The sequence below is a fragment of the Oscillatoria sp. FACHB-1406 genome (assembly GCF_014698145.1).
Lineage (GTDB): Bacteria > Cyanobacteriota > Cyanobacteriia > Cyanobacteriales > Spirulinaceae > FACHB-1406.
The window spans coordinates 224,359-246,515 of sequence record NZ_JACJSM010000005.1; the positions used below are offsets into that span (position 1 = coordinate 224,359).

Sequence of the window (22,157 nt, forward strand, 5' to 3'; positions counted from 1 at the left end):
AGAGCGCTCTAATCGAATGAGAAGTTAAAAGGAATAGGGGTCAGCGCTAGCCAAGGAAAAGTTAATTCGAGCAGTTAAGTTATATCGCGTTTAAACTGAATCTAGCGCTTAGGGTAGCATCTATAACTCATTGCAATCGAGGGAGAGGGAACCTCTCATCAAAGTCGAGCATCCTCAAGGTATAACGCACGGGACTCCCTGTTGAACGTTAAATTGTTAATTGTTATAAGTTATAAGCCCTGCACGTTCGCGAGATTTGATGAACCAGCAAACTCTAAAAGTGACTTGCCCGATCGCTCTACTCCTGTGGGGAACGATGTCGCTCCCCGCTCCCAGTATGGCGCAACAGCAGCCCTCCGTGCCGCTTGCCCAAAGATCGCTCTCGTCGATAGAAAGTTCCTATTTTTTGGGGGGCGGCGATCGCATCTCGATCGATGTCTTTGAAGTGCCTCAATACAGCGGTTCTTACCAACTGCCCATCGACGGGATAATCTCACTGCCGCTCGTCGGAGCAGTACCGATAGGCGGGCTGACCCTCGAGCAAGCAGCCAGCGTTATCTCGAACCGCTACGCTGCCTACCTCAAACGCCCAATTATTACAATCCGCTTGCTCAGCACGCGCCCGATTAACGTCTTCGTATCCGGAGAAGTGAGCAAACCCGGTTCCTTTAGCATTCCCTTAATCGGGGGTTCCGGCGATCAACCCGGTATCCAATACCCAACCCTCACCCAAGCGCTGAAAACGGCCGGAGGAGTTACCTTAGCCGCCGATATCAGCCAAGTTCAAGTTCGACGCAGGACTTCCGGCGGCGGCGAGCAAGCGTATACCGTGAACTTTAAAGACTTCATCGAAACCGGAAATCCGCAATCGAGCTTAACCTTACGCGATGGCGATGCCATTTACGTCCCGGCGGCTACAGAAGTTTCCCTGCGCGAACTTCGTCAGTTAGCCAACGTAGAATTTGCGGCCGATATCAACGCCGCTAGAACCGTCTCTGTCATCGGTCAGGTGGTGCGTCCGGGATCTTACTACATTCAAACCGCTCAAGCCGGAATTCCATCGAGTTTGCCGACTCTGACGCGAGCGATTAAGGAAGCGGGAGGCATTACGCAACTCGCAGACGTTCGCAACGTACAACTGCGAAGATTGACTAAATCCGGAACCGAGCAACTGATTGCCGTCAATCTCTGGCAACTGCTACAAAGTGGAGATATCAGCCAAGATACCGTCATCCAAGACGGAGACACAATTATCGTCCCTCAAGCCAGCGAAATTTCAGCCGCAGAAGCAGCCGAAATCGCCAAAGCTCAGTTTTCGCCCGATACGATTAAAGTGGCAGTATCCGGCGAGGTTCGCCAGCCGGGAATTGTTAACATTCCACCGAACACGCCGCTCAACCAAGCAATTATGACCGCAGGCGGCTTCAACCGCTCTCGAGCGGATAACGATCGCGTCACCCTGATTCGCCTCAATCCCGACGGTTCGGTCGTCAGTCGAGAAGTCCCCATTGATATCAGCCAAGGGATCAGCGAACAGAGTAACCCACTCCTGCGCGACAACGATATCATTGTGGTGGGACGCAACCGAGCCACTGCCATTGCTGACTCCCTCGACGACTTCCTACGAGCGGGTGCTAATGCACTTTCTTGGTTCTCAATTCCCAGCCGTATTTTTGGCATCCTAGATGTATTGGGTATCACGAATACCGATAGCACTGACAGTAGTAACTGAATTCAACTTCTCCCCCAGGTCGCCTTTCTATGGACACAGAACGCAACGCCATCAGTTATCCTAACCGCCTCAGTCGGACGAGCGCCCCGCCGACGGTTGAACCCGTTTCTGCCTCACAGCCCGCAGGGGGAGATGGAGATGCCATCGATCTAACTTGGCTGGGGTCGGTTTTTATGCGCCGCCTGCCGGTGATGATCTTTGTTAGCTTCCTCTTGAGCGGTTTGAGCGCTGCCGCCATCTTTTTGAAAGGGCAACAAACGGAAGTCTCTTACGACGGCTCTTTCCAGATGTTAATCGAACCGGTAACTGCGGAAGGACGGTTGGCGAAACTTTCTTTGCTCGCTCAAACCGGAACGAATGTCGGTGCAACCGAACTGACTAAAGTGGGGGTAGACCAAGCCGATTTGGTCGATTACGAAACTCAAATCCGAGTTCTTAAGAGTCCCAGGATTCTCGATCCTGTGGTAAAAACCCTTCGGACTAAAAACCCAGATATGACTTCTCAAGTGTTGCTGAGTAATTTAACGATTTCGCGGATTGGGTATGTCAAGGACGGTAAGGAAGTCGGCACGAAGATTTTAGACGTGCATTACAAGGACAAAGATCCCGAGCAGATTAAGTTTGTTTTAGATACTTTATCTAACGCTTATCTCCAATATTCGTTGGAAGAACGCCAGAGCAGTCTCAATCAAGGTTTAGAATTTATCAACCAACAACTGCCCGAACTCCAGAATCGAGTCGATAAATTTCAAGGTCAATTGCAAAAGCTGCGGGAGCAATATAACCTAACTTTTCCCGATCGCACGGCGGACGAGCTATCGAATGAAGGCCGCAACTTGCAAGGAGAACGGATTAACGTTCAAGCTCAATTGACGGAATCGATCGCCAGTTATAACAACCTCGAAAAAGAAATTGCAGCCGGGAACCCGATTTCGATTTTGTCGCGGGATCCGAATAATAATTATAACGTTCTCATCAACCAACTTCAGCAAGTCGAGAGTCAGATTGCCTTGCAAGCGAGTCAGTTTAAAGAAGACAGTCCGCCGATGCAGGTTTTGTACGAGAAGCGGGATAACCTGCGTGCACTGCTTGCTAGAGAGGCAGACGCAGCCCGACGCACCCTAGCGGTCAAAATTAAGGACTTACAAGCCAGAGAACAGTATATTGACAACCGGCAGCAACAACTCGATAGCCGTCTGCGAGTTTTTCCGGAAGTCTTACGCCAGTATAGCGATCTCGATCGCAATACCGGGGTAGCAACGGAAACATTGAAAACATTTTTGGAAAAGCGAGAAGCCCTTAAATTGGATGCTTCGCAACGCGAAATTCCTTGGCAGCTAATCGCGCCGCCCGCACTCTGGGAAACGGTAGACGGCGGTTTACTGAAGACTTCCGAGATTAATAAGAAACGATTGCTCGCGATCGCGGTGATTTTAAGTACCCTGGTCGGTATCGGTGTTGGATTTATTATTGAAATTCTCAATTCCGTTTACCACACGCCGGACGAAGTGAAAAATGGCACGAAATTGCGCTTGCTCGGTGCGATTCCTCGTGCTAAGCAACTCAAGCGGTACGAAAATCGACTGCGCCGACTGGCGAAGGGAGGACAACCGGAATTCTTGCCGCAGCCCGAATATTCTGTTGCTTTTTTAGAAGCTTTCCGTTCGCTTTACACCAATATCAGTTTGCTCGACTCGAAAAAAAGCCATATTCATTCCCTAGCGGTGAGTTCTGCGGCTTCGGGCGATGGCAAATCGACAATTGCTTGGCAACTCGCCCAAACTGCCGCCAGTGTCGGACAGCGCGTTTTGTTGGTGGATAGCGATTTGCGCCGCCCGCAGTTGCATTGGCGTTTGGGGCTGACTAACAAACAAGGACTCAGTGATTTGATTCAAAGCGATTTGATCTTGAATGAAGTGATTCAACAATCGCCAACAGAACCCAATCTTTTCTTCCTCAGTAGCGGTAATATTCCGAGCGATCCGATTAAGTTGCTTTCTTCTGCGAAGATGGAACACCTGATGGAGCAGTTCCAAGGTTTCTTCGATTTCGTGGTTTACGATACGCCGCCGTTAATAGGTTTAGCGGATGCTAACCTCATTGGTGCAAAAGCGGATGGTATCGTTTTTGTGGTGAATCTCGATAAGACGAATCGAGGACTCGTTACTAAAGCGATTGATGGCTTGCGCATGACTCGGGCTACGATTTTGGGGGTCGTTGCCAATGGCATCAAACGCGATAATGTTGAGGTTGAGCTAGCTTACCTGCGCTCTGACCGTTCTTTTTCTACCTACAGTATTCCTCCTAACCGACCGAAGGCTGTAGAGCAATCAGAACCAAAACTGCCCTCGCAAGGGAATAATTAATAAAGCGATGAATGGCACTGACTTAAGGCGGGTGGGCAGCGCCCACCCTAGGAAATTATCTGTAGAGACGTTGTATACAACGTCTCTACAGGCGATGTTTTAACTCTTATTTCAGTGCCATTCAATACAGCGATCGCTCCATTATCCCCTCCCTCGCCCTTCTGTTCCCGAACCCGTGCTTCAAGAACGCTTGATGATTTTTATGCGCTTTCCAGAAGCAGGAAAGACGAAAACTCGATTGATCCCTCGGTTGGGAACGGAGGGGGCTGCGCTTTTGCAGCGTCAAATGAGCGAATATACGATCGCGCAGGTGGAACGCCTCGATCGCGCTGTAAGGATTGAAATCCATTATGCTGGCGGGACTCGCCAACAGATGCAGGATTGGTTGGGGAACGATCGCGTTTATCGCGAGCAAAATGAGGGAGATTTGGGGGAACGTCTGAATGCTGCCTTTGTGAGTGCTTTTGGCGATCGCGTCGAGCGCGCGATCGCGATTGGCATCGATTGTCCGGATCTCAACGCTGAATTGTTAAATGAGGCTTTCGAGCAATTGAAACTCAACGATTTGGTCTTGGGGAAAGCGGCAGATGGCGGATATTATTTAATTGGTTTGCGATGCTCGACAGACTTACAAAAGTCTCCTCAAAGTCAAGCCAAAGATACGATTTGTAATCTTGAATTCGGGCAACTGTTTGAAGGGATTGCTTGGGGAAACGAGCGAGTTTTAGCGCAAACGGTAGCGATCGCCAAAAAATTAGGATACGCGATCGCCTATCTTCCCCTACTCCACGATGTCGATTATCCTGAAGACTTACCGATTTGGGAAAACCGAAAAATCTACCCCGACTGATACCAATTCCCATATTCATAATTCACAATTCATCATTCAGCACTCACCCCGTCCCCGCGTCAAGCCGCAAAGCGGCAATTCGTAATTACGAATTACGAACTACGAATTACGAATTATTGGGTCAGCCTTAACTTAGGTCATTCAACCGGATTTTAGATTATGAGCGATCGGCAAATTCAAAACGTTGGCATCATTGGCGGCGGACAACTCGCTTGGATGATGGCCGATGCCGCCCAAAAACTCAACCTCAATCTCATCGTTCAAACCCCTCACCCCAGCGATCCCGCCGCCAGTATTGCCGATCGCGTGATTCTCGCCCCCATTGACGATGCCGCAGCCACCGCCCAACTCGCCGCCCTCTGCGATGTCATTACCTTTGAAAATGAATTCATCGATTTAGAAGCATTGCAAGCGATCGCGCGCCAAGACACCATTTTTCGCCCTCGCCTGCAAGCACTCGCCCCCTTACTCGATAAATACGACCAACGCAGCTATTTTAAATCCCTCGGTTTGCCCGTTCCCGACTTTCGCCTGTTAGATGAAGAAAATCCCGATCCTCCCGATCGCTTCCCCGCTGTCCTCAAAGCGCGGCGACACGGCTACGACGGCTACGGCACATTTATTGTTAAAAGTCAAGAAGAATTTAGCCAGCTATGGGAACGGTTGAATCGCCCCTCCCTACTCCTCGAAGAATTCGTTCCCTTTGAGAAAGAATTAGCAATTATGGCAGCGCGGGGTGCAACCGGAGAAATTGCGCTCTATCCCGTCGTCGAAACGCAGCAAGAGAAGGAAGTGTGCCGCCGCGTTATTGCTCCAGCGGATATTTCCCCTGAAGTTAGCTTACAAGTTAGCGCGATCGCGCAGCAACTCCTCAATCGCCTCGAAGTTATCGGTATTTTTGGGATCGAACTTTTTCTCACCCGCGACGGCAAAATCTCCGTCAACGAAATTGCCCCCCGCACCCACAATTCCGGACATTACACCCTTGATGCTTGCGATATCTCTCAATTTGAGATGCACCTACGCGCTGTCGCCGGATTGCCCCTCGCAACGCCGCAATTGACGAACTGCGAAGGAGCAGTGATGGTTAATTTGCTCGGTTATGAAACCTCGCATTGCGATTATGCCGAAAAACGAGCCAAACTCGCCGAAATTCCTAACGCGCGCGTCCATTGGTACGGAAAAAGTGAATCTCGCCCGGGCAGAAAACTCGGTCACATTACTGTATTGTTGCAGCAAGGAGAATTGGAAAAGGCAAACGCGATCGCGCGCCGAGTCGAAGCACTTTGGTATTCCAGAGAACCGTGATTCGTAATTCGTAATTCGTAATTCGTAATTCGTAATTTGCAGTCATTGAGACTTCGGAATTTCAGCAAGCTCAACGATCGCGAATTATAGCGCTACTTGCCCGATAATGAGCGGCACTAAAAGCTGGTTTTGACACTCCCCAGCCTAAAGGCGTGGGGATTCTTGGTTCAATGAGACCACTTAGAATAGATACCTTGCCGTGTCTAATCCAGAGGTGGGACTCTCCCCAAGCGACTTCGGGTATGCCCTACCCTAGGAGTAATTACTTCAAGTTCTTTTTGAAGCGTGAAACATACCGTTTCAAATGACTGTTTGCCGAGTTCCTCTAAATCTTTGACCTACTGCGAGGCGGAATCTCGGAAAATGCAGTAGAACCGCATAGATTTAATTGTTCAAGGTTCAGCGTTGTACCTTTCGGCAACTGGGTTTTTAGAGCGGTTGATTACCCGAGCCGCTGTGCTACATTCTAGCACAAGGCACGAAAGCCGCTCTAGAAGCGATGCACTGAGCTTGCCGAAGTGGGCAGGGTTTTAAACCCATTTTTCTGATAAAGCTAATCTTAAATCCTTGTAGGGAAGGCAAGGGCGGCTCTTTATACCAATTCCCAATCCTAATGCACTAAATTTTCCTGTAGGGCCAGAGCATTACTCTGCCCTAGTTCTGCGGAATAGTGCAAAATCCATCTAAAGAAATAAGTAAAAATAACAATGCGTTTGTAACTCTCTCTCCGGAGAGGGCTATCTCTCCGCAGAAAAACTGGTTGAATGTTAATTAATATTAATAATCTGAGCGGACACACTTTTCTTTTATGTCATATATCCCTGGTAAACCAGCTTCCTATTGGATTGACTCAACAGCAAAAATAGACGATTTGCCTTCCGGCAATGTCCTATCAGTTGATGTCGCCATTGTTGGCGGAGGCTTAATCGGAATTACTGCGGCAACCCTCCTCAAACGGGCAGGAAAGCGCGTTGCAGTTATCGAAGCGGAAAGCATAGGGATGGGAACAAGCGGCCATACCACGGCTAAAATTACCTCTCTACACCAACTTATTTACGCCGATCTGATCGATAAAATTGGGGAAGAGAAGGCTAGACTTTACGCAGAATCGAACGAAGCCGCGATCGCGTGGATTGCTAAGATGGTCGAAGAAGAAGGCATCGACTGCGACTTCAGCCGTCAGAGTGCTTATACCTTCGCCGAATCTGAAAAAGATCTGTCCAATGTCGAAAAGGAAGTCAACGCAGCGCTGAAACTCGGACTTCCCGCTTGTTTGGTACAAGAAACCTCCTTACCTTTCCCGATCGCGGGAGCCGTAAAATTTGATAATCAAGCTCAATTTCACATTCGCAAGTATCTATTGCACCTCGCGAAAAATATCCCCGGTGACGGCAGCTACATCCTAGAAGGCGCGCGGGTTGAAGAGATTGAAGAAGGCGAACCTTGCACGGTGAAAAGCAACAAAGGAACGGTGCAAGCCACTGATGTTATCGTAGCAACGCACCTACCCATCCTCAACGAAGGGCTATTTTTTGCTAAATCTTACCCGAAACGCTCCTACATCGTCGGCGCGCGCATTCCAGCCGATCGCGCCCCTCAAGGGATGTTCATCGGTGCGGAAGATAAAAACTACTACTCCATTCGGACAACGCCTTACGAGGGCGATTTATTGCTTCTCGTCGGCGGCGAAGGGCATAAAGTTGGGGAAAAAACCGACACTGAGGAGTGTTATTTAAACCTGGAAGCTTACGCGCGCGATCGCTTCGGGGTAGACTCGTTTGAGTATCGCTGGTCTACTCAGGATATGGTTTCCTTCGATCGCCTGCCCTACGTTGGCAAACTCACCCCCCTGAATCATCATATCTACGTGGCGACGGGGATGAGTCTCTGGGGAATGAGCAAGGGAACGATGGCTGGGATGTTACTATCGGATTTGATTTTAGGTAAAGAAAATCCTTGGGCAGAACTGTACGACTCTCTGCGCGCGACTCCCTTCTTGTCGGGAACTTCGATTAAAGAGAATGCAGGTGTTGCGACGCACATGATCGGCGATCGCCTCAAAGGTTTAATGTCCTCCATCTCCGATGTGGAAATGGGTGAAGGCAAACTCGTCACCGTTGATGGGGATAAGGTTGCGGCTTACCGAGACGAGACTGGCGAGTTGCACGCCGTTTCTGCGGTTTGTTCTCACTTAGGCTGTATCGTCAATTGGAATAGTGCTGAGAAAAGTTGGGATTGTCCCTGTCACGGCGCGCGTTTTGACTGCGACGGACAGATTTTGCACGGTCCGGCTGTTAAACCGCTGGAATCCTTGAAGGGACAAAGCTAAGGTTGCCATCACCAAGGTAGTGAGGACAAATTTGGGTAGGGGCGAATGCCATTCGCCCGGTTTTCTACCGATTCGATTGTCCTCACCAATATCTCTATTGCTTTATCACTGGAGTTTAGCATCGGGTAGGGTGGGCAGCGCCCACCAGTCAGAACCTTGGTGCGTTGAGGAACGTATTTTCACCTTTCAAGTAGCGTTATATCATTGACTATCAGCATCGGGTAGGGTGGGCAGCGCCCACCAGTCAGAACCTTGGTGCGTTGAGGAACGTACTTTCACCTTTCAAGTAGCGCTATATCATTGACTATCAGTGACATTCAAAAAGGATTTTCGTCTGCCGAGTCCTCGGCTTGATTTTGGAACGCCGAGTCGAAAAACTGGGGATTACAAACAAGCGAACTGACTCACCTCTCTAAAAAAATGAGCCAGTTCAGCCAGAACACTTGACAAAATTTACAACTTGTTCTGTTAAATCGATACTTGCCAAAAAATGAGCGACCCTAAAAGCTGAAAGCCTTACCTGGTGGGCGTTGCCCACCCTACCTGATGTCCTAACCGAGGTGTTTAGCGCTATACCTCTAGCATCCTTCCTCATCCGGGTTGCAAGAAAGTAGGAAGCCCCTTCCCGGTTCAGAAGATTTTCTGGCTTGGTTTTCGCCAATCTCAGTGGCACGTCTTACCCGGTTTTCGCCGATCGCAGCGGGTTTTTTCAATAGGGTTTCGCCGATCGCCAAGGGTCGTCTTACCCGAGCTTCGTCAGTCGCAGCAGGTCTTCTCGATTGAGGCCCATCTGAAGCAGGAGGTTCGCTATCCGATGGAAAGATATCGTTATCGGGATTGTTGGGCGAGATGGGAATTTCCGGATTGCGAGGGACTGGCGGCTGGGCGGCAGAGGGGGAAGGAGAAGGCTGCGGTGATGGAGGGGGAGAAGGCTCGCTCGGCGTTTCAGGTGCTTGGTTTTGTTTCTCCTCGCGGGCTTTACTTTGTCTGGCTTGATTGGTCAACTCTTCCAACTTAGCGCGCCAATAACGGTTATTGGGCAATTTGCTGTTACCGTAAGCGATAACATCATCCCACTTCCCTTGGTCGAAGGCCCGTTTGGCTCGTTCGTAATTATTTTGAGCTTCCGACCAGGTACTGCGCCAAGTGTCGAGATTTTTTTGCGCGTCGTCGTAACTCTTGCTGACTTCAGGAACCGATCGCAACTGCTCGATCGCTTTGTCGATTTCGCCGCTTTCATACAGTTCTCGCGCTTTATTCAACAGATCTCCGCCTTTATCCGGTTGTGTGGCGGGCGTTGGCGAGGGTTTGGGAGTCGGCTTTGGTTTTGGGGGAATTAGGACGAAGGGTTGGTTGTCGCGGGAACATTGAACGAAATCCGAACCATTGTAAACCCAGCCCCGAGCGGGAGCCTTAACTTCTAACCAACCGTTTTGTTGGTTGCCGGTGAGTTGCAAGGTTGTGCCATTGCTGACGGTATCGACGACAGAGCGATCGGTTCCCGGCCCGGAACGCACGTTTAAGTTACCGCTGAGGACGACTTTACAGCTTTTCAAATCGGTTTTTTCAACCGCATCAACGGTGTTATTACTACCGCGCGTACCGCTAAAAGCATCGGGAATCTTTTTCACCGCCCAAGAAATCCCAAAGACAATGAAAAATACGGCTGCCATTGTCGTCCCGAACATCATCCAAGGCAAACTATCACTCTTGCGCGGAACGGGTTGCAGATCGGCCGGATTGAAGCGCTGAATCGGTTGGGGTTGGGGCTGAGGTGCGGGTGCGGGTGGTGGAGGTGCGGGCGGTTTAATTCCCGGAACCGCATAGGTTTGTTTTTGGGAGAGGGGAACCGTGTAATCTGGCGGCGGCAAGGTTTGCGGTTCGTTCTGGGCCGGAGAAACGGGGGGCGTAGCAGAACGGGCGGAAGCTTGGGTGGGGGCGACGGGAACGCTGAGTTGCTCGAGGGCTTGTAAAACTTCGGCCGCCGACTGATAGCGATCGCGAAAATGATAGCGCGTCATCCCCGTTAGAACCGTTGCCAGTCTCGGACTGACAGCAGCGCGATGCTGCCAGAGAATTTCGCCGGTATGGGGATCGTACTCGAATTGTTGCGGATTTATGCCGGTAATCGCTTGCAGCGCGATCGCGCCGAGGGCATAGATATCGCTACTCGGGCGGGGTTGTCCCTTCGCCTGTTCGCTGGGCATATAGCCGGGAGTGCCGATCGCGACGGTATAGTTAGGACTGACGGCATTCGCGCCCCCCGTCAGCATTTGCGTCGTCACCTGTTTCACCGCCCCGAAATCCACCAACACCAGATTTCCGTCGTAATTGCGGCGCAAAATATTATCGGGTTTGATATCGCGGTGAATTACGCCGCGACTGTGGACGAATTCGAGAATCGGCAGTACGCCTTTAAGCAAGTCGATAACTTTATTTTCCGGCCAAGGACGATCCGGCAGTAACTCGCTAGTGAGTGGATGTCCTTCGACATAATCTTGGACGAGGTAAAATTCCCGATCTTCTTCAAAATACGCCAGCAATCGCGGGATGCGATCGTGGGAACCTAACTGTTCGAGGATTTCCGCCTCGGAGGTAAATAAGCGCCTTGCTGTCGGCAAAAACTGCGGATCGTTACTAACCGGCTTAAGATGCTTCACCACGCAAGTCGGATTGCCCGGGCGGCGGATGTCGCGAGCGATGTAGGTTTGCCCAAAGCCGCCAGCCCCTAAAGGTTGAGTAATTTCGTAACGTCCGTCCAGGAGTCTGCCTAACATGAGAAGATGCGCGTTATAGATTTCACCATCAATATTATTCTCATACAGGACGAGCTATGCTTCTTCGGGAAAAATCCTATGGATTTTCGCAGCGGACAAAATCGCTTTCGGCAAGCATTACCGGTTTTTAACCCTTTTTTTTAAATCGAGCTAAAAAAAGGTAACACCTGCCCTATACCTAGAGATTGGGGATGAAGTCAGTGTAGGGTAGGACAACAGAGGATTAATCAACGAAAAATTTTCGCTCGCTCGCCGCTGATTTGCATTCCATTTTAAGCCCTTAACAATACTTATGAAACCCAAATTTAAAAATGTTCGCGCTTGGGAACAGGCTCAATTGCTCATGCAGCCCGCTTTTATCCGGATTATCGACCATATTCGCAAGCAACTCGATCGCTCGGCTTGGAAGGGAACATATGAAGAAGTCGAAACGCCTTATCCCACTTATCTTCTACATCTGAAGCTCGGTACGCGATCGCAGGTTATCGATATTTGGGAATTGTGCTATCAAGTCTGTTTTAAAAACTACGAACCGACTCATGCGGCTATGACTTCTGTGGAAGTGGAAATCGATACAACCGCGATCGATGAAATGGGCGAGGTAAACTGGCAGCGTTTGGACGAAAAAGCCAAGCAATTAATCGAGAATATCTTTGCAAATTTACCCGCTCAATAAACTCTTTGTTCTCGAAATTTCGTTCCGTATGGAGGATTTTTAGAGCCTGTTTTGTCAATTTATAGCACTACGCAGATCGGTTAGGACATTAAGTAGGGTGGGCAGCGCCCACCAGCCAATGCTTTCAGCTTTAGAGAGCGTTCATTCTTCGGTGAGTAGCGCTATAGATGTGTTTTAGCCGAACCAGCTTATCGCCGCTAAAAAACCGGATTTCTACTCAGAAACCCGGCTTTAAAGTCGAGCGAGCGAGCGATTCTTAATCGTTGAAATGATTAATAATTGCCCGCGCGAACTCCGAACATTTCAAGGACGGCTCGACGGGCGGTTCCATTAATCGCGCCAAATCGTAGGTAACTTCGCGATTGGCAATCGCTGCCCCTAACCCTCTTTTTATCAAATCCGCGGCTTCCTGCCAGCCCATGAACTCTAACATCATTACCCCAGAAAGAATCACCGATCCCGGATTAATGCGATCGAGTCCGGCGTGCTTGGGCGCAGTCCCGTGAGTCGCCTCAAATATGGCGCAGCGATCGCCAATATTCGCCCCCGGCCCCATCCCCAAACCGCCGACAACTGCGGCAGCCGCATCGGAAAGATAATCGCCGTTTAAATTCATGGTTGCCAAGATCGAATATTCATCCGGGCGCGTTTGGATTTGTTGGAAAATACTATCGGCGATGCGATCGTTAACCATCACTTTATCTTTCCATTTTCCGCCGCCGTGACTGTCCCAAATTGATTCTAAAACGGCTTTAACTTCCTCTAAAATTTTCTCCTGTTTGTCGGTTGTGAGCGCGTCGAATCCCGGTTCTACCTGACGGGCATTATCTTCAATGCTTAAATCGGCATTTTTCTCTTTATTGCTGAGAATCCACGACTCTCGTTCCGTAACGCATTCGTCGCGAAACTCCGTCGTTGCCAGTTCGTAACCCCAGTCCCGAAACGCACCTTCGGTATATTTCATAATATTGCCTTTGTGCACCAGCGTGACCTGTTGCTTTTCTTTTGGCAATCTTAAAGCGTGTTGAATGGCACGACGAACTAACCGTTGCGACCCCTTTTTACTAATCGGTTTGATGCCAATTCCTGCATCGAGAGGGATTTGCTTTTTACCGTGTTCTGGCGTAGCGGGGATTAATTCTTTGTTGAGGATTTCGATCAGTTTGATACCGATTTCCGAGCCTTCTCGCCATTCAATTCCGAGGTAAATATCTTCTGTATTTTCTCGATAAACAATAACATCTAATTTTTCCGGGGATTTGTGAGGGGAAGGCGTACCGGAGTAATATTTACAAGGACGAACGCAAGCGTAAAGATCGAAGATTTGGCGAAGGGCAACATTAAGCGATCGAATTCCGCCGCCAACCGGAGTGGTTAAAGGCCCTTTAATCGCTATGCCATAATCTTGAATCGCATTGAGCGTATCTTGGGGAAGATATTGATACGTTCCATACTGTTCGCAAGCTTCATCCCCCGCGTAGACTTTAAACCAGTTGATTTTACGTTGTCCGCCGTAGGCTGTTTCAACAGCCGCATCGATAACTTTTTCCGTAGCGGGCCAAATATCGACTCCCGTTCCATCCCCGCGAATAAAGGGAACAATGGGATCGTCGGGAACAATGGGTTTTCCGCCTTCAAAGGTGATTTTGGAACCTACTGTTGGCGGGACGAGCTTATCGTAGATCATGAAGTTATGCGTTGTAACAGTATCCTTGGTTAGGGTATCAAATCCTGTCGCATATTTTGTACGAAGGTTTACCACTTAGCACCGCTCGAGGGGATTTTTGCTCGCTCTTCAGGCACAATTGTTGACACTGACCCAAGTTTTTTGATAAACGGCTAACGCTCAACTCGGTCGTTAAAGGGTCGCGGCTCGAAGACGCACAAAAGTGTTCAATTGTCTACCAGAATTATAAAATCTATACGATAGGGCGGACTGAATAATTGACAATTGACAGCCTCTTATACCAGATTGATGTGAAGCTGCATAGAATGAAAAGTAGGGTGTGTTAGCGAAGCGTAACGCACCGTTATCATAAAAATTTAGGAAAGTTAATTTTAGGCAAAGTCATCTTAAATTGATATTAGCGATCGCCAACTGCCGCTAACTCGCGCCCGCCAAAAATAGCTTCGTAATGGCAGTAAAATTTAAATTCAAGGAGATTATAGAAGGGGTCTTCTAAGAAGAAAGTTCGATGCTCGGTGAGTTGTCCGGGAAAGCGTCGCTTGGGCTTTTGATAGAATTTGAGTTGTTTTTCTGTTGCCCTTTCAAGTAACTTTTTCCAATCGTTTTCTTCCCAAAAAACGAGTCCAAAATGACGGGGATAAATACCATTTTGCGGGGTTAAAGGTTGTTCGGTTAGATGAGCGACAAGTTGATGTCCCTGGAAGTTAAAGATTATGGCTCCTTTGGATTCTCGACCGACTTCGCAGCCCAATCCTTCGGCATAAAATATTTTGGCATTTTCCAGGTCGCTAACCGGAATCGCGAGATGAAACATCGGAGTTTTCATAGTAGTTATTAGTGATGGATTACGATAAAAACTGGTGAAAATCTAAAAATTCAGTTGACGAGCAATATCACGATCGCACCTAATTTTAAAGGTTAGGAAATCCCATCGACTTTAATCCTTGACGGAGGCGTTGCGCTTCTGGGGGATTTTGTTGTTCGTAAAGGGCGATCGCGCGTTGAAAGAACTCGATACTTTTGAACAGTTGCCCGCATTTCAGCCAGACAACGCCTAAATTTTGCAGGGCGGGGGCATATTCTGGATTCAGACGCAGGGTTTGTTCGTAACTCGCGATCGCGTCTTTAAAGTTTCCCTGCTCTTTATAAGTCATGCCCAAATTATAATGGATTATCGCTAAGTTCGGATCGATCTTTAGCGCTTCTTTATAAGAGTTTTCCGCTAATTTTAACTCTCCTGCTGCTTGCAGCAAACTCCCTAAATTATTATAAGCTCCGAGTTTGAGCGAGGGTAAAATGGGCTGTGCGATCGCTTGTTGGTAGTGTCCGACAGCTTCATTGGGCAAATTCGATCGCGCGTAACCGTTGCCGAGATGGTAATGAAATTCAAACAGCAACGGCGCGTCAAGATTGGGAATTTTTAGCCCCGTTTCTAGTAAAGCAATGCCTTCTTGAATGCGTCCTTCTTGAAGGTATAACGCCCCCAGTTTATTGCAAGTGTAAGCATCTTCGGGATGAGTCGCCAAAAACGCTTCCATGACTTCGCGCGCTCGTTGAAACTTACCTTTTGTCGCGATCGCGCCGGGTTGATAGCCATAATGGAAAATGGCAATATCGGGCAACGAGACGATTTGCCAATGCGGTTCTTTTTGCTGCAACGCGATCGCGCTATCGTCAATCGTAGCGTGATAAGGATGGCTGAAAATTAATTCTGGATGGAAGCGAAATAGGCGAGAAGTGAGGGAATACGGCGATTGCATGGCCCCAACTTCTTGACGCAGGAGATTGATAACGAGGTAATTTTCCTTCGCGATCGCGCCTCGAATTTGGGGGATAATTTGAGGATTGAGAATCTCATCGGCATCAAGTACCAATACCCAATCGCCGGTAACATATTTCAGCGCCTCATTGCGCGCTGCTGCAAAATCGTTGCTCCAAGGATAAGAATAAACGATCGCGCCGAGCGATCGCGCAACTTCCACCGTGCGATCGCTCGAACCCGTATCCAACACCACCATCTCATCAACAACATCCTTGACGCTGTTTAGGCATTTTGCGAGGGATTCCTCTTCATTTAACGCGATCGCGCATAGACTGAGTTTCATCCGTTCCTCTTCCCAAGCTTCAGTGTTAGTGTAACAAGTCTTTCGCGTCACAGCTAACCGATCGGGAGCGCGATCGCGTCTCCGCAAGCAGACTCAGTACAGTACAATAGCTTTTCTAGCCCCTATTCTGTCACCAACATCACCCGTGTTAATAGGAGAACCTTTATCAAATCAAAAACCAGGATTATTTTGTATTAATTACTCCAATCGAGACTTTTCTCGTAAAGAAGCGTGGGGTAAAAACTGTTTTAATTCCACTTTTCCAGCGGCTTTAAGTGCTTTTATACAAAGCTGCGGTCTGGAAAACATTTATCTTAAATTAGATAGTAGTTACAAAGTCGTACATAGTAGTATTCTGACCTCAGAATTGTATGGCTTAGCTCCAAATTCAAACAATCTATTCTACGCCTTTGAGACTCAGTTTACTCCTTATCAACAATATTTAATAGGAAGCTTACCACGGGTCGATTTAGTCTTGCAAGCGAGAGATACTGGAGCGTGCTTGCGTCCCCTAGAAGTTAAATTAACAGCTTTGCCAGATCGTACGACTTGTAATTTATCGGAAAGCTTGTATGGATGCGAGCTAGTTATTCGACCCGATACGATCGTTTATCTTGCTTGTATGCTAATCGATGGTATTCTGTCTCACAACATTCCCTACAATGATTTATTAGACCCTCGTTTATTATCAGAAATCAATGGAATAGAATTTGATAACGTTTTACAGATTGTCCCAGCTTTAATTGAAATTATAGATAGAGTAGCTTTTTCTTTACTCGATTATCAAAAACCTCTATTATTGCAACCTGTCTGGAAGACAGAGGGGAAATCACCAAAATTATCAGAGAATTGCTTAGATGTATTTGTCTGGAGCGATCTGGCATTCACACGCCTATTTGTTGATTTGGTTAAAACTGAGATACAGCTATCCGGAAGTATTAGATTAATTACCAGACCTGTAAGAACTTTAATCTGGCTTTTTAAAATGCTCTCTGATTTTTGCAATGCAGGAAACTTTAATGCAAAAAGAATTATTGACAACCTTTCTTACAATACTAAAAACGATAAAGCATTTGCTGTCAGTGGAAGCTTCACAAATCGATACATGAAGTGTTCTCAACTTGAATGTCCCCGAATTACCAAATATCAAATACAGCAAATTGTTTTAGGAGGCGGTCAAAATCTACTCAGTCCAGAACGAAGATTTGATGCTATAATCTATAACTCACCAGATTTATTTACTTAACATCATTACTACTGTATATTGATTTAATTATTCAATATGAGAACCGTAGATTTATTTGCAGGTTGTGGTGGGTTATCCCTAGGGTTTCAGAATGCAGGCTTTGAAATTGTGGCAGCAATCGATCGCTGGAATCCTGCAATAGAGGTTTATCGTAATAACTTCCAACATCCCATTTTCAATCTAGATATTTCCGATACTGAAGTAACTTCTTTTGTATCTGAGTTGGAGCCAGAGGTTATTATTGGCGGCCCCCCTTGTCAAGATTTTTCAAGTGCCGGATCGAGAAATGAGAATTTAGGACGTGCAGAGCTAACTCTTTCTTTTGTTAATATCGTGGCTGCGATTAAACCTCAGTGGTTTGTCATGGAAAATGTCGAAAGAATCACAAAGAGTAAAGTTTTAAAGCAAGCCTTGAAAATTATGACAGAAAACCATTATAGCTTGACTTCTATGGTGCTTAATTCCAGTTATTGTGGAGTTCCTCAAGCTCGAAAACGATATTTTTTAGTTGGGGAGTTGGGCAATCTTAAAAGCGATCTAGGAAAATATTTGCTTAAAAATCAAGCTAAAAAACAAATGACTGTATTTGATTATTTACAAAATGACTTAAATATCGAGTATTACTACCGACATCCAAGAAGTTATCAAAGGAGAGGTATTTTTAGTATTTACGAACCGAGTCCGACGATTCGAGGAGTTAATCGACCAATCCCAAAGAACTATCGAAGGCATCCGGGAGATGCGTGCGCTCCAAATCCTTATTTAAGACCTTTAACAACGTTAGAACGAAGTTATATCCAAACTTTTCCAAAAAATTTCAAGTTTCAGGGAAACAAATCAGATTTAGAACAAATGATTGGTAATGCAGTTCCGGTTAAACTTGCCGAATATGTCGGTCGTTGCATTTTAGAATATGCAGAGGTGGAATTGCTTCAATCGAGCAAAGTTTGAAAAAGAACTCAGAATATTAACAGAGCGATCGCAATCTCCAAGAATGCTGATGTAACTTCTCCTCAACTTTTTCCTCCCACTGTGCCAAACGCTGCGGAAACTCCTCGCGATGCAATCCGCCCAGCCAAAAAATTAACGCATCTTCCCCAGTATCTTGATAGTACCCCTTGCGCCGTCCGGCGAGTTGAAAGCCAAACTTTTCGTACAGGGTTATTGCCCGTGGATTAGAATCGCGCACTTCTAACGTCGCTCGTTCTAACTTCCGCTCGACTGCTTTCTTCAATAACCCCAATAGTAACGCTTGTCCCAAACCTTGCCCTTGAAACTCCGGACGTACTGCTAATAATGTAATGTGCGCTTCTTCCAAAATCGCCCAAAAACAACCCATCCCCAAAAACGTTCCTTCTCCCACAACCGGCACGGATAAATACAACAGTTCGCTGTTCGGACTTTCTAACTCGCGCTGATAGCCATCCAGCGTCCACAAACCGCCCAAACACGCGCGATCGAGGTTGACAGCCGCTTCAAGTTGTGCTGTAGAGAAAGGTTGAAGGATGAGTTCTTGCAAAATCGCGTGCTGCTATGCAGATCCCTGCGGGATCCCCAGAGAAAATTCAATCTACAAATGCTATCAAATTTCGGGATGGCGCGGGGCGGGTTGCAGGTTAAGCTAAAAAGGGAGTTGCGCCTGCGTCGGCTCCCTTAGTCCCCGTAAAGCTAAACAACCCTATCATGTTATCGACCGAACCGAGAGTGCAAGAAAATCTCAGCTACCCTTATCTGCCGCCTCAAAACTCCCCTCAAACCTCCCTCTCTCCCAACCAACAACTTCTTCCCCTTACCGCTAAAATTAACGATCGCGATCGCCTCGAAATTGGCGGTTGCGATGTAACCGCCCTCGTCGAACAGTTTGGCTCTCCCCTCTACATTGTCGATGAACTCACCCTCAGAACGACCTGCGCTCAATATCGCGACGCATTCGCCACCTATTACCCCGGCACTTCCCAAGTCATCTACGCCTCCAAAGCTTGGAGTTGCCTAGCCATCTGCGCCATAGTCGCCAGCGAAAACTTAGGATTCGATGTCGTCTCCGGCGGCGAACTCTACACCACCCTCAAAGCGGGCGGCAATCCCGAAACCATTTATTTCCACGGCAATAACAAATCGCGCGAAGAACTCAGCTTCGCCCTCGATCGCGGCTGTACCATTATCGTCGATAACCGTTTCGAGCTAGAAATGCTCTGCGATGTCGCCGCCCATCGCCCCCACCCCGCCCGCATGATGATTCGCCTCACTCCAGGAATCGAATGCCACACCCACGAATACATTCGCACCGGCCACATTGATAGTAAATTTGGCTTCGATCCCACCCAACTTCAGGATATTTTTACCTTTATCGCCCAAAAACCGCAATTAAACTGTATTGGCTTGCACGCACACATCGGATCGCAGATTTTCGAGCGCCAGCCTCACCAAGATTTAGCGGGCGTATTAGTCGATTGGATGGAAAAAGCGATCGCGTGCGGACTGCCCATCGCAGAACTCAACATTGGCGGTGGATTGGGCATTCGCTACACCGAATCCGACGATCCCCCGAGCATTGACGAATGGGTCAAAGCCGCCTGCAACGCCATCGTCAAAGCTTGCCAAACCAAAGGACTCCCCCTCCCCAAACTGCTCGCCGAACCCGGACGCTCCCTCGTCGGTTCCTCCTGCATCACCGCCTACACCGTCGGCAGTAGCAAAGTCGTCCCCGGAATCCGCACCTACATTGCCGTTGATGGCGGAATGTCCGACAATCCGCGCCCGATTACCTATCAATCCGTCTATCGCGCCGTCCTCGCTAACCGGATGTCCGCCCCGCCTAGCGAAACCGTCACCGTTGCAGGCAAACACTGCGAGTCTGGGGATATTGTCCTCAAAGATGCCCACCTGCCGCCAACTCAACCGGGCGACATTCTTGCTATCTTAGCCACGGGAGCCTATAACTACAGTATGGCTTCCAATTACAATCGCCTCTCGCGTCCTGCTGCGGTGGTGGTTCGCGAGGGTTTAGCCTCTCTCATTTTGGAACGAGAAACTTACGAAGATCTCGTTCGCCAAGATCGTTTGCCCGAACATCTCGCCCTACCTCCAAAAGAGTAGGAGGAATCGGTTGCACCCGAGTTGCGCTATCCAACGCGCGCTTTACCCGGGAAAGCAATTTTTCCTTCGTAAAATTTTAATTGATTCGCTCCTTCCTCATTCCTCTTTCCCCATGTCGGGTTTTACCCCGGACTTTGCCCGGATTTCCGCTTGGCTGATTTATAGCGTCGATATTGGATTGGTTTTAATCCTCATCTACCTCATGCTCCTCATTATTGGGGAGCGTCGAACGTTGTGGATGTTGCGCGGTTTCATCCTGCTCATGCTAGCAGCCGTCGTCACCCAGCAGTTAAAGTTATACCTGCTGAGCTTCGTGCTAGAAAAATTAGTCATTGGGGCAGCAGTCGCAATGGCGGTCATTTTCCAGTCCGATTTGCGAAAGTTTTTAGAGCAGTTGGGGCGAGGCGAAATTCTCGAAATTTTTCAACCTTCGCGCCGCTCTCCGCCCAAATCGGACAGTACAATTGACGAAATTGTCGATGCAGTGAAAGAACTCTCGCAAAATCGCACGGGCGCGCTCATTATTTTAGAAACCAGCGGGCCGATTGACGAGCGAGATGTCGCAGTACCGGGAGTCGTGCTGAATGCAGAGATTTCCAAAGAACTGTTGCAGACGATTTTCCAAACTTCAACGCTGCTGCACGATGGTGCAGTACATATTCGCGGTTCTCGAATTCTAGCGGCGGGAACGATTTTGCCGCTGTCGGAACGAAAAGCGTCGCGTCAGTTGGGGACGCGCCATCGTGCGGCAATGGGACTAGCCGAACGGGTGGAAAATTGTATCTGTATTGTCGTTTCCGAGGAAACGGGATCGATTTCTTTGGCGGAGGGACGAACGCTCAATCGTCCGCTGACGAGCGCTCGGTTGAAGGAACTGCTGGAAGCGAAGTTTTCGGCTTCGGTGGAACGGGAAGCGGTGGGCGCGCCGAAGTTGGGACGGCTAAGCCGTCAAATTGGTTCTTTGGGGCGAGGGGTTTGGAAGCGTGTTGTCCATCGCGACAGTTCGAGTGCGGATGATAAAAAACGCCAATCCCGTTGAAGCAGCCCTCGCGGTATACTTATTAAGATTTTTAACAAAAAAGGTTTGGCAACTGAATTTTCTCGAGATTATGCTTGGAGATAGGAACAAATATCCTGGTTTCCTCGTTAGGGGAACGTTAAAGGAAAATAGACTGATATCCTTTTAAGCTGCCCATGACTGCGAGTAAAAGTATCTATTTGGAAACGTTGCCCCCCGATCTCGATCGCGATGCCCTGCCCGCTCACATCGCAGTCATTATGGACGGCAACGGTCGTTGGGCGAAGCGCCAAGGACTGCCGCGATTTATGGGGCATCGGCGCGGTGTCGATGCGTTGAAGGATTTGTTGCGCTGCTGCAAGGATTGGGGCGTGGGCGCGCTGACGGCTTATGCGTTTTCGACGGAAAATTGGGGACGACCGCTCGAAGAGGTGGAATTCTTAATGGCGCTGTTCGAGCGAGTGCTGCGGCGGGAGCTACAAGAGATGATGGCGGAGGATGTGAAAATTCGCTTCGTGGGGAATTTGAAGGCGCTACCGCCTTCGCTGCAAGATGAAATTGCGCGCTCGATGGACGATACGAAGGACAATCGCGGCATTCAATTTACGGTGGCGACGAATTACGGCGGACGGCAGGAGATTTTAAATGCTTGTCGCGCGATCGCGTCCCGCGTTAAGGAGGGAACGCTGCACGTCGAACAAATTGACGAAGCGGTATTCGAGCAAAATTTGTATACCGCTGGATTGCCCGCCCCCGATTTGTTGATTCGCACCAGCGGCGAGATGCGCATTAGTAATTTTTTACTGTGGCAGATGGCTTATGCGGAGATTTATGTCACGCAAACGGCTTGGCCGGATTTCGATCGCACTGAGTTTCATCGCGCCTTGCTGAGCTATCAACAGCGCGATCGCCGTTTTGGTAAGGTGAAAATGTAACGCGCTGGTTTAAACTGGAGGCACATTTTTTG

General features: G+C 48.5%; 16 protein-coding genes. 11 read left to right on the forward strand and 5 right to left on the reverse strand.

From position 1 onward, the window contains the following. Positions 1–259: 259 nt before the first annotated feature. The 5 genes from H6G50_RS07975 to H6G50_RS07995 all read left to right on the forward strand — a co-directional run bounded on the left by H6G50_RS07975 (position 260) and on the right by H6G50_RS07995 (position 8,585). Entirely contained in the window at positions 260–1,732 is a 1,473-nt protein-coding gene (locus H6G50_RS07975) for an SLBB domain-containing protein (RefSeq protein ID WP_190714977.1), read from the forward strand. A 29-nt stretch (positions 1,733–1,761) separates the two neighbouring features. Further along, on the forward strand, positions 1,762–4,098 hold the full coding sequence (locus tag H6G50_RS07980; protein WP_190714979.1) for a polysaccharide biosynthesis tyrosine autokinase: 2,337 nt from the start codon (positions 1,762–1,764) through the stop codon (positions 4,096–4,098). Between the two features lie 175 nt (positions 4,099–4,273). Next, the gene (locus H6G50_RS07985) at positions 4,274–4,948 is read left to right on the forward strand and encodes a TIGR04282 family arsenosugar biosynthesis glycosyltransferase (RefSeq protein WP_347239904.1); all 675 of its coding nucleotides are present in this window, start codon (positions 4,274–4,276) and stop codon (positions 4,946–4,948) included. Between the two features lie 159 nt (positions 4,949–5,107). Next, positions 5,108–6,256, forward strand: a complete 1,149-nt coding sequence (locus tag H6G50_RS07990; protein ID WP_190714981.1) for a 5-(carboxyamino)imidazole ribonucleotide synthase — start codon at positions 5,108–5,110, stop codon at positions 6,254–6,256. A gap of 808 nt (positions 6,257–7,064) precedes the next feature. Then, positions 7,065–8,585, forward strand: a complete 1,521-nt coding sequence (locus H6G50_RS07995) for an FAD-dependent oxidoreductase (protein WP_190714983.1) — start codon at positions 7,065–7,067, stop codon at positions 8,583–8,585. A 578-nt stretch (positions 8,586–9,163) separates the two neighbouring features. On the opposite strand, the gene H6G50_RS08000 is transcribed toward H6G50_RS07995, so the two are convergent. Then, positions 9,164–11,362: a protein kinase gene (locus H6G50_RS08000; RefSeq protein WP_190714984.1), complete on the reverse strand. Its 2,199-nt coding sequence runs from the start codon at positions 11,360–11,362 to the stop codon at positions 9,164–9,166. 292 nt (positions 11,363–11,654) lie between these two features. On the opposite strand from H6G50_RS08000, the gene H6G50_RS08005 reads away from it, so the two are divergent. Further along, positions 11,655–12,038 (forward strand): hypothetical protein, encoded by a 384-nt coding sequence (locus H6G50_RS08005; RefSeq protein WP_190714986.1) that lies wholly within the window; start codon positions 11,655–11,657, stop codon positions 12,036–12,038. A 256-nt stretch (positions 12,039–12,294) separates the two neighbouring features. On the opposite strand, the gene H6G50_RS08010 is transcribed toward H6G50_RS08005, so the two are convergent. The 3 genes from H6G50_RS08010 to H6G50_RS08020 all read right to left on the reverse strand — a co-directional run bounded on the left by H6G50_RS08010 (position 12,295) and on the right by H6G50_RS08020 (position 15,830). After that, complete coding sequence (locus H6G50_RS08010; RefSeq protein WP_347239906.1) at positions 12,295–13,722, reverse strand: NADP-dependent isocitrate dehydrogenase; 1,428 nt, start codon at positions 13,720–13,722, stop codon at positions 12,295–12,297. A 400-nt stretch (positions 13,723–14,122) separates the two neighbouring features. After that, a complete protein-coding gene (locus H6G50_RS08015; protein WP_190714990.1) occupies positions 14,123–14,551 on the reverse strand; it encodes a VOC family protein in 429 nt (142 codons plus the stop codon). A gap of 85 nt (positions 14,552–14,636) precedes the next feature. Further along, a complete protein-coding gene (locus H6G50_RS08020) occupies positions 14,637–15,830 on the reverse strand; it encodes a glycosyltransferase family 2 protein (RefSeq protein WP_190714992.1) in 1,194 nt (397 codons plus the stop codon). A gap of 145 nt (positions 15,831–15,975) precedes the next feature. On the opposite strand from H6G50_RS08020, the gene H6G50_RS08025 reads away from it, so the two are divergent. Both H6G50_RS08025 and H6G50_RS08030 read left to right on the forward strand, forming a co-directional pair. Further along, positions 15,976–17,076, forward strand: coding sequence for a HindVP family restriction endonuclease (locus tag H6G50_RS08025; protein WP_347239905.1), 1,101 nt, complete (start codon positions 15,976–15,978; stop codon positions 17,074–17,076). Positions 17,077–17,112: 36 nt separating this feature from the next. Continuing rightward, positions 17,113–18,027, forward strand: coding sequence for a DNA cytosine methyltransferase (locus H6G50_RS08030; protein WP_190714994.1), 915 nt, complete (start codon positions 17,113–17,115; stop codon positions 18,025–18,027). A 16-nt stretch (positions 18,028–18,043) separates the two neighbouring features. Here H6G50_RS08030 and rimI read toward each other — a convergent pair whose 3' ends face one another. Next, a complete protein-coding gene (gene rimI, locus H6G50_RS08035; protein WP_190714996.1) occupies positions 18,044–18,595 on the reverse strand; it encodes a ribosomal protein S18-alanine N-acetyltransferase in 552 nt (183 codons plus the stop codon). Positions 18,596–18,759: 164 nt separating this feature from the next. Between rimI and lysA the strand changes: the two genes are divergently transcribed. The 3 genes from lysA (at position 18,760) to uppS (ending at position 22,125) form a co-directional block, all read left to right on the forward strand. Next, positions 18,760–20,172 carry a diaminopimelate decarboxylase gene (lysA, locus tag H6G50_RS08040; RefSeq protein ID WP_190714998.1) on the forward strand — a complete coding sequence of 471 codons (1,413 nt, stop codon included), beginning with the start codon at positions 18,760–18,762 and terminating at the stop codon, positions 20,170–20,172. 112 nt (positions 20,173–20,284) lie between these two features. Beyond that, the gene (gene cdaA / locus H6G50_RS08045; RefSeq protein WP_190715000.1) at positions 20,285–21,211 is read left to right on the forward strand and encodes a diadenylate cyclase CdaA; all 927 of its coding nucleotides are present in this window, start codon (positions 20,285–20,287) and stop codon (positions 21,209–21,211) included. A 155-nt stretch (positions 21,212–21,366) separates the two neighbouring features. Continuing rightward, a complete protein-coding gene (gene uppS, locus H6G50_RS08050; RefSeq protein WP_190715001.1) occupies positions 21,367–22,125 on the forward strand; it encodes a polyprenyl diphosphate synthase in 759 nt (252 codons plus the stop codon). Positions 22,126–22,157 lie beyond the last annotated feature (32 nt).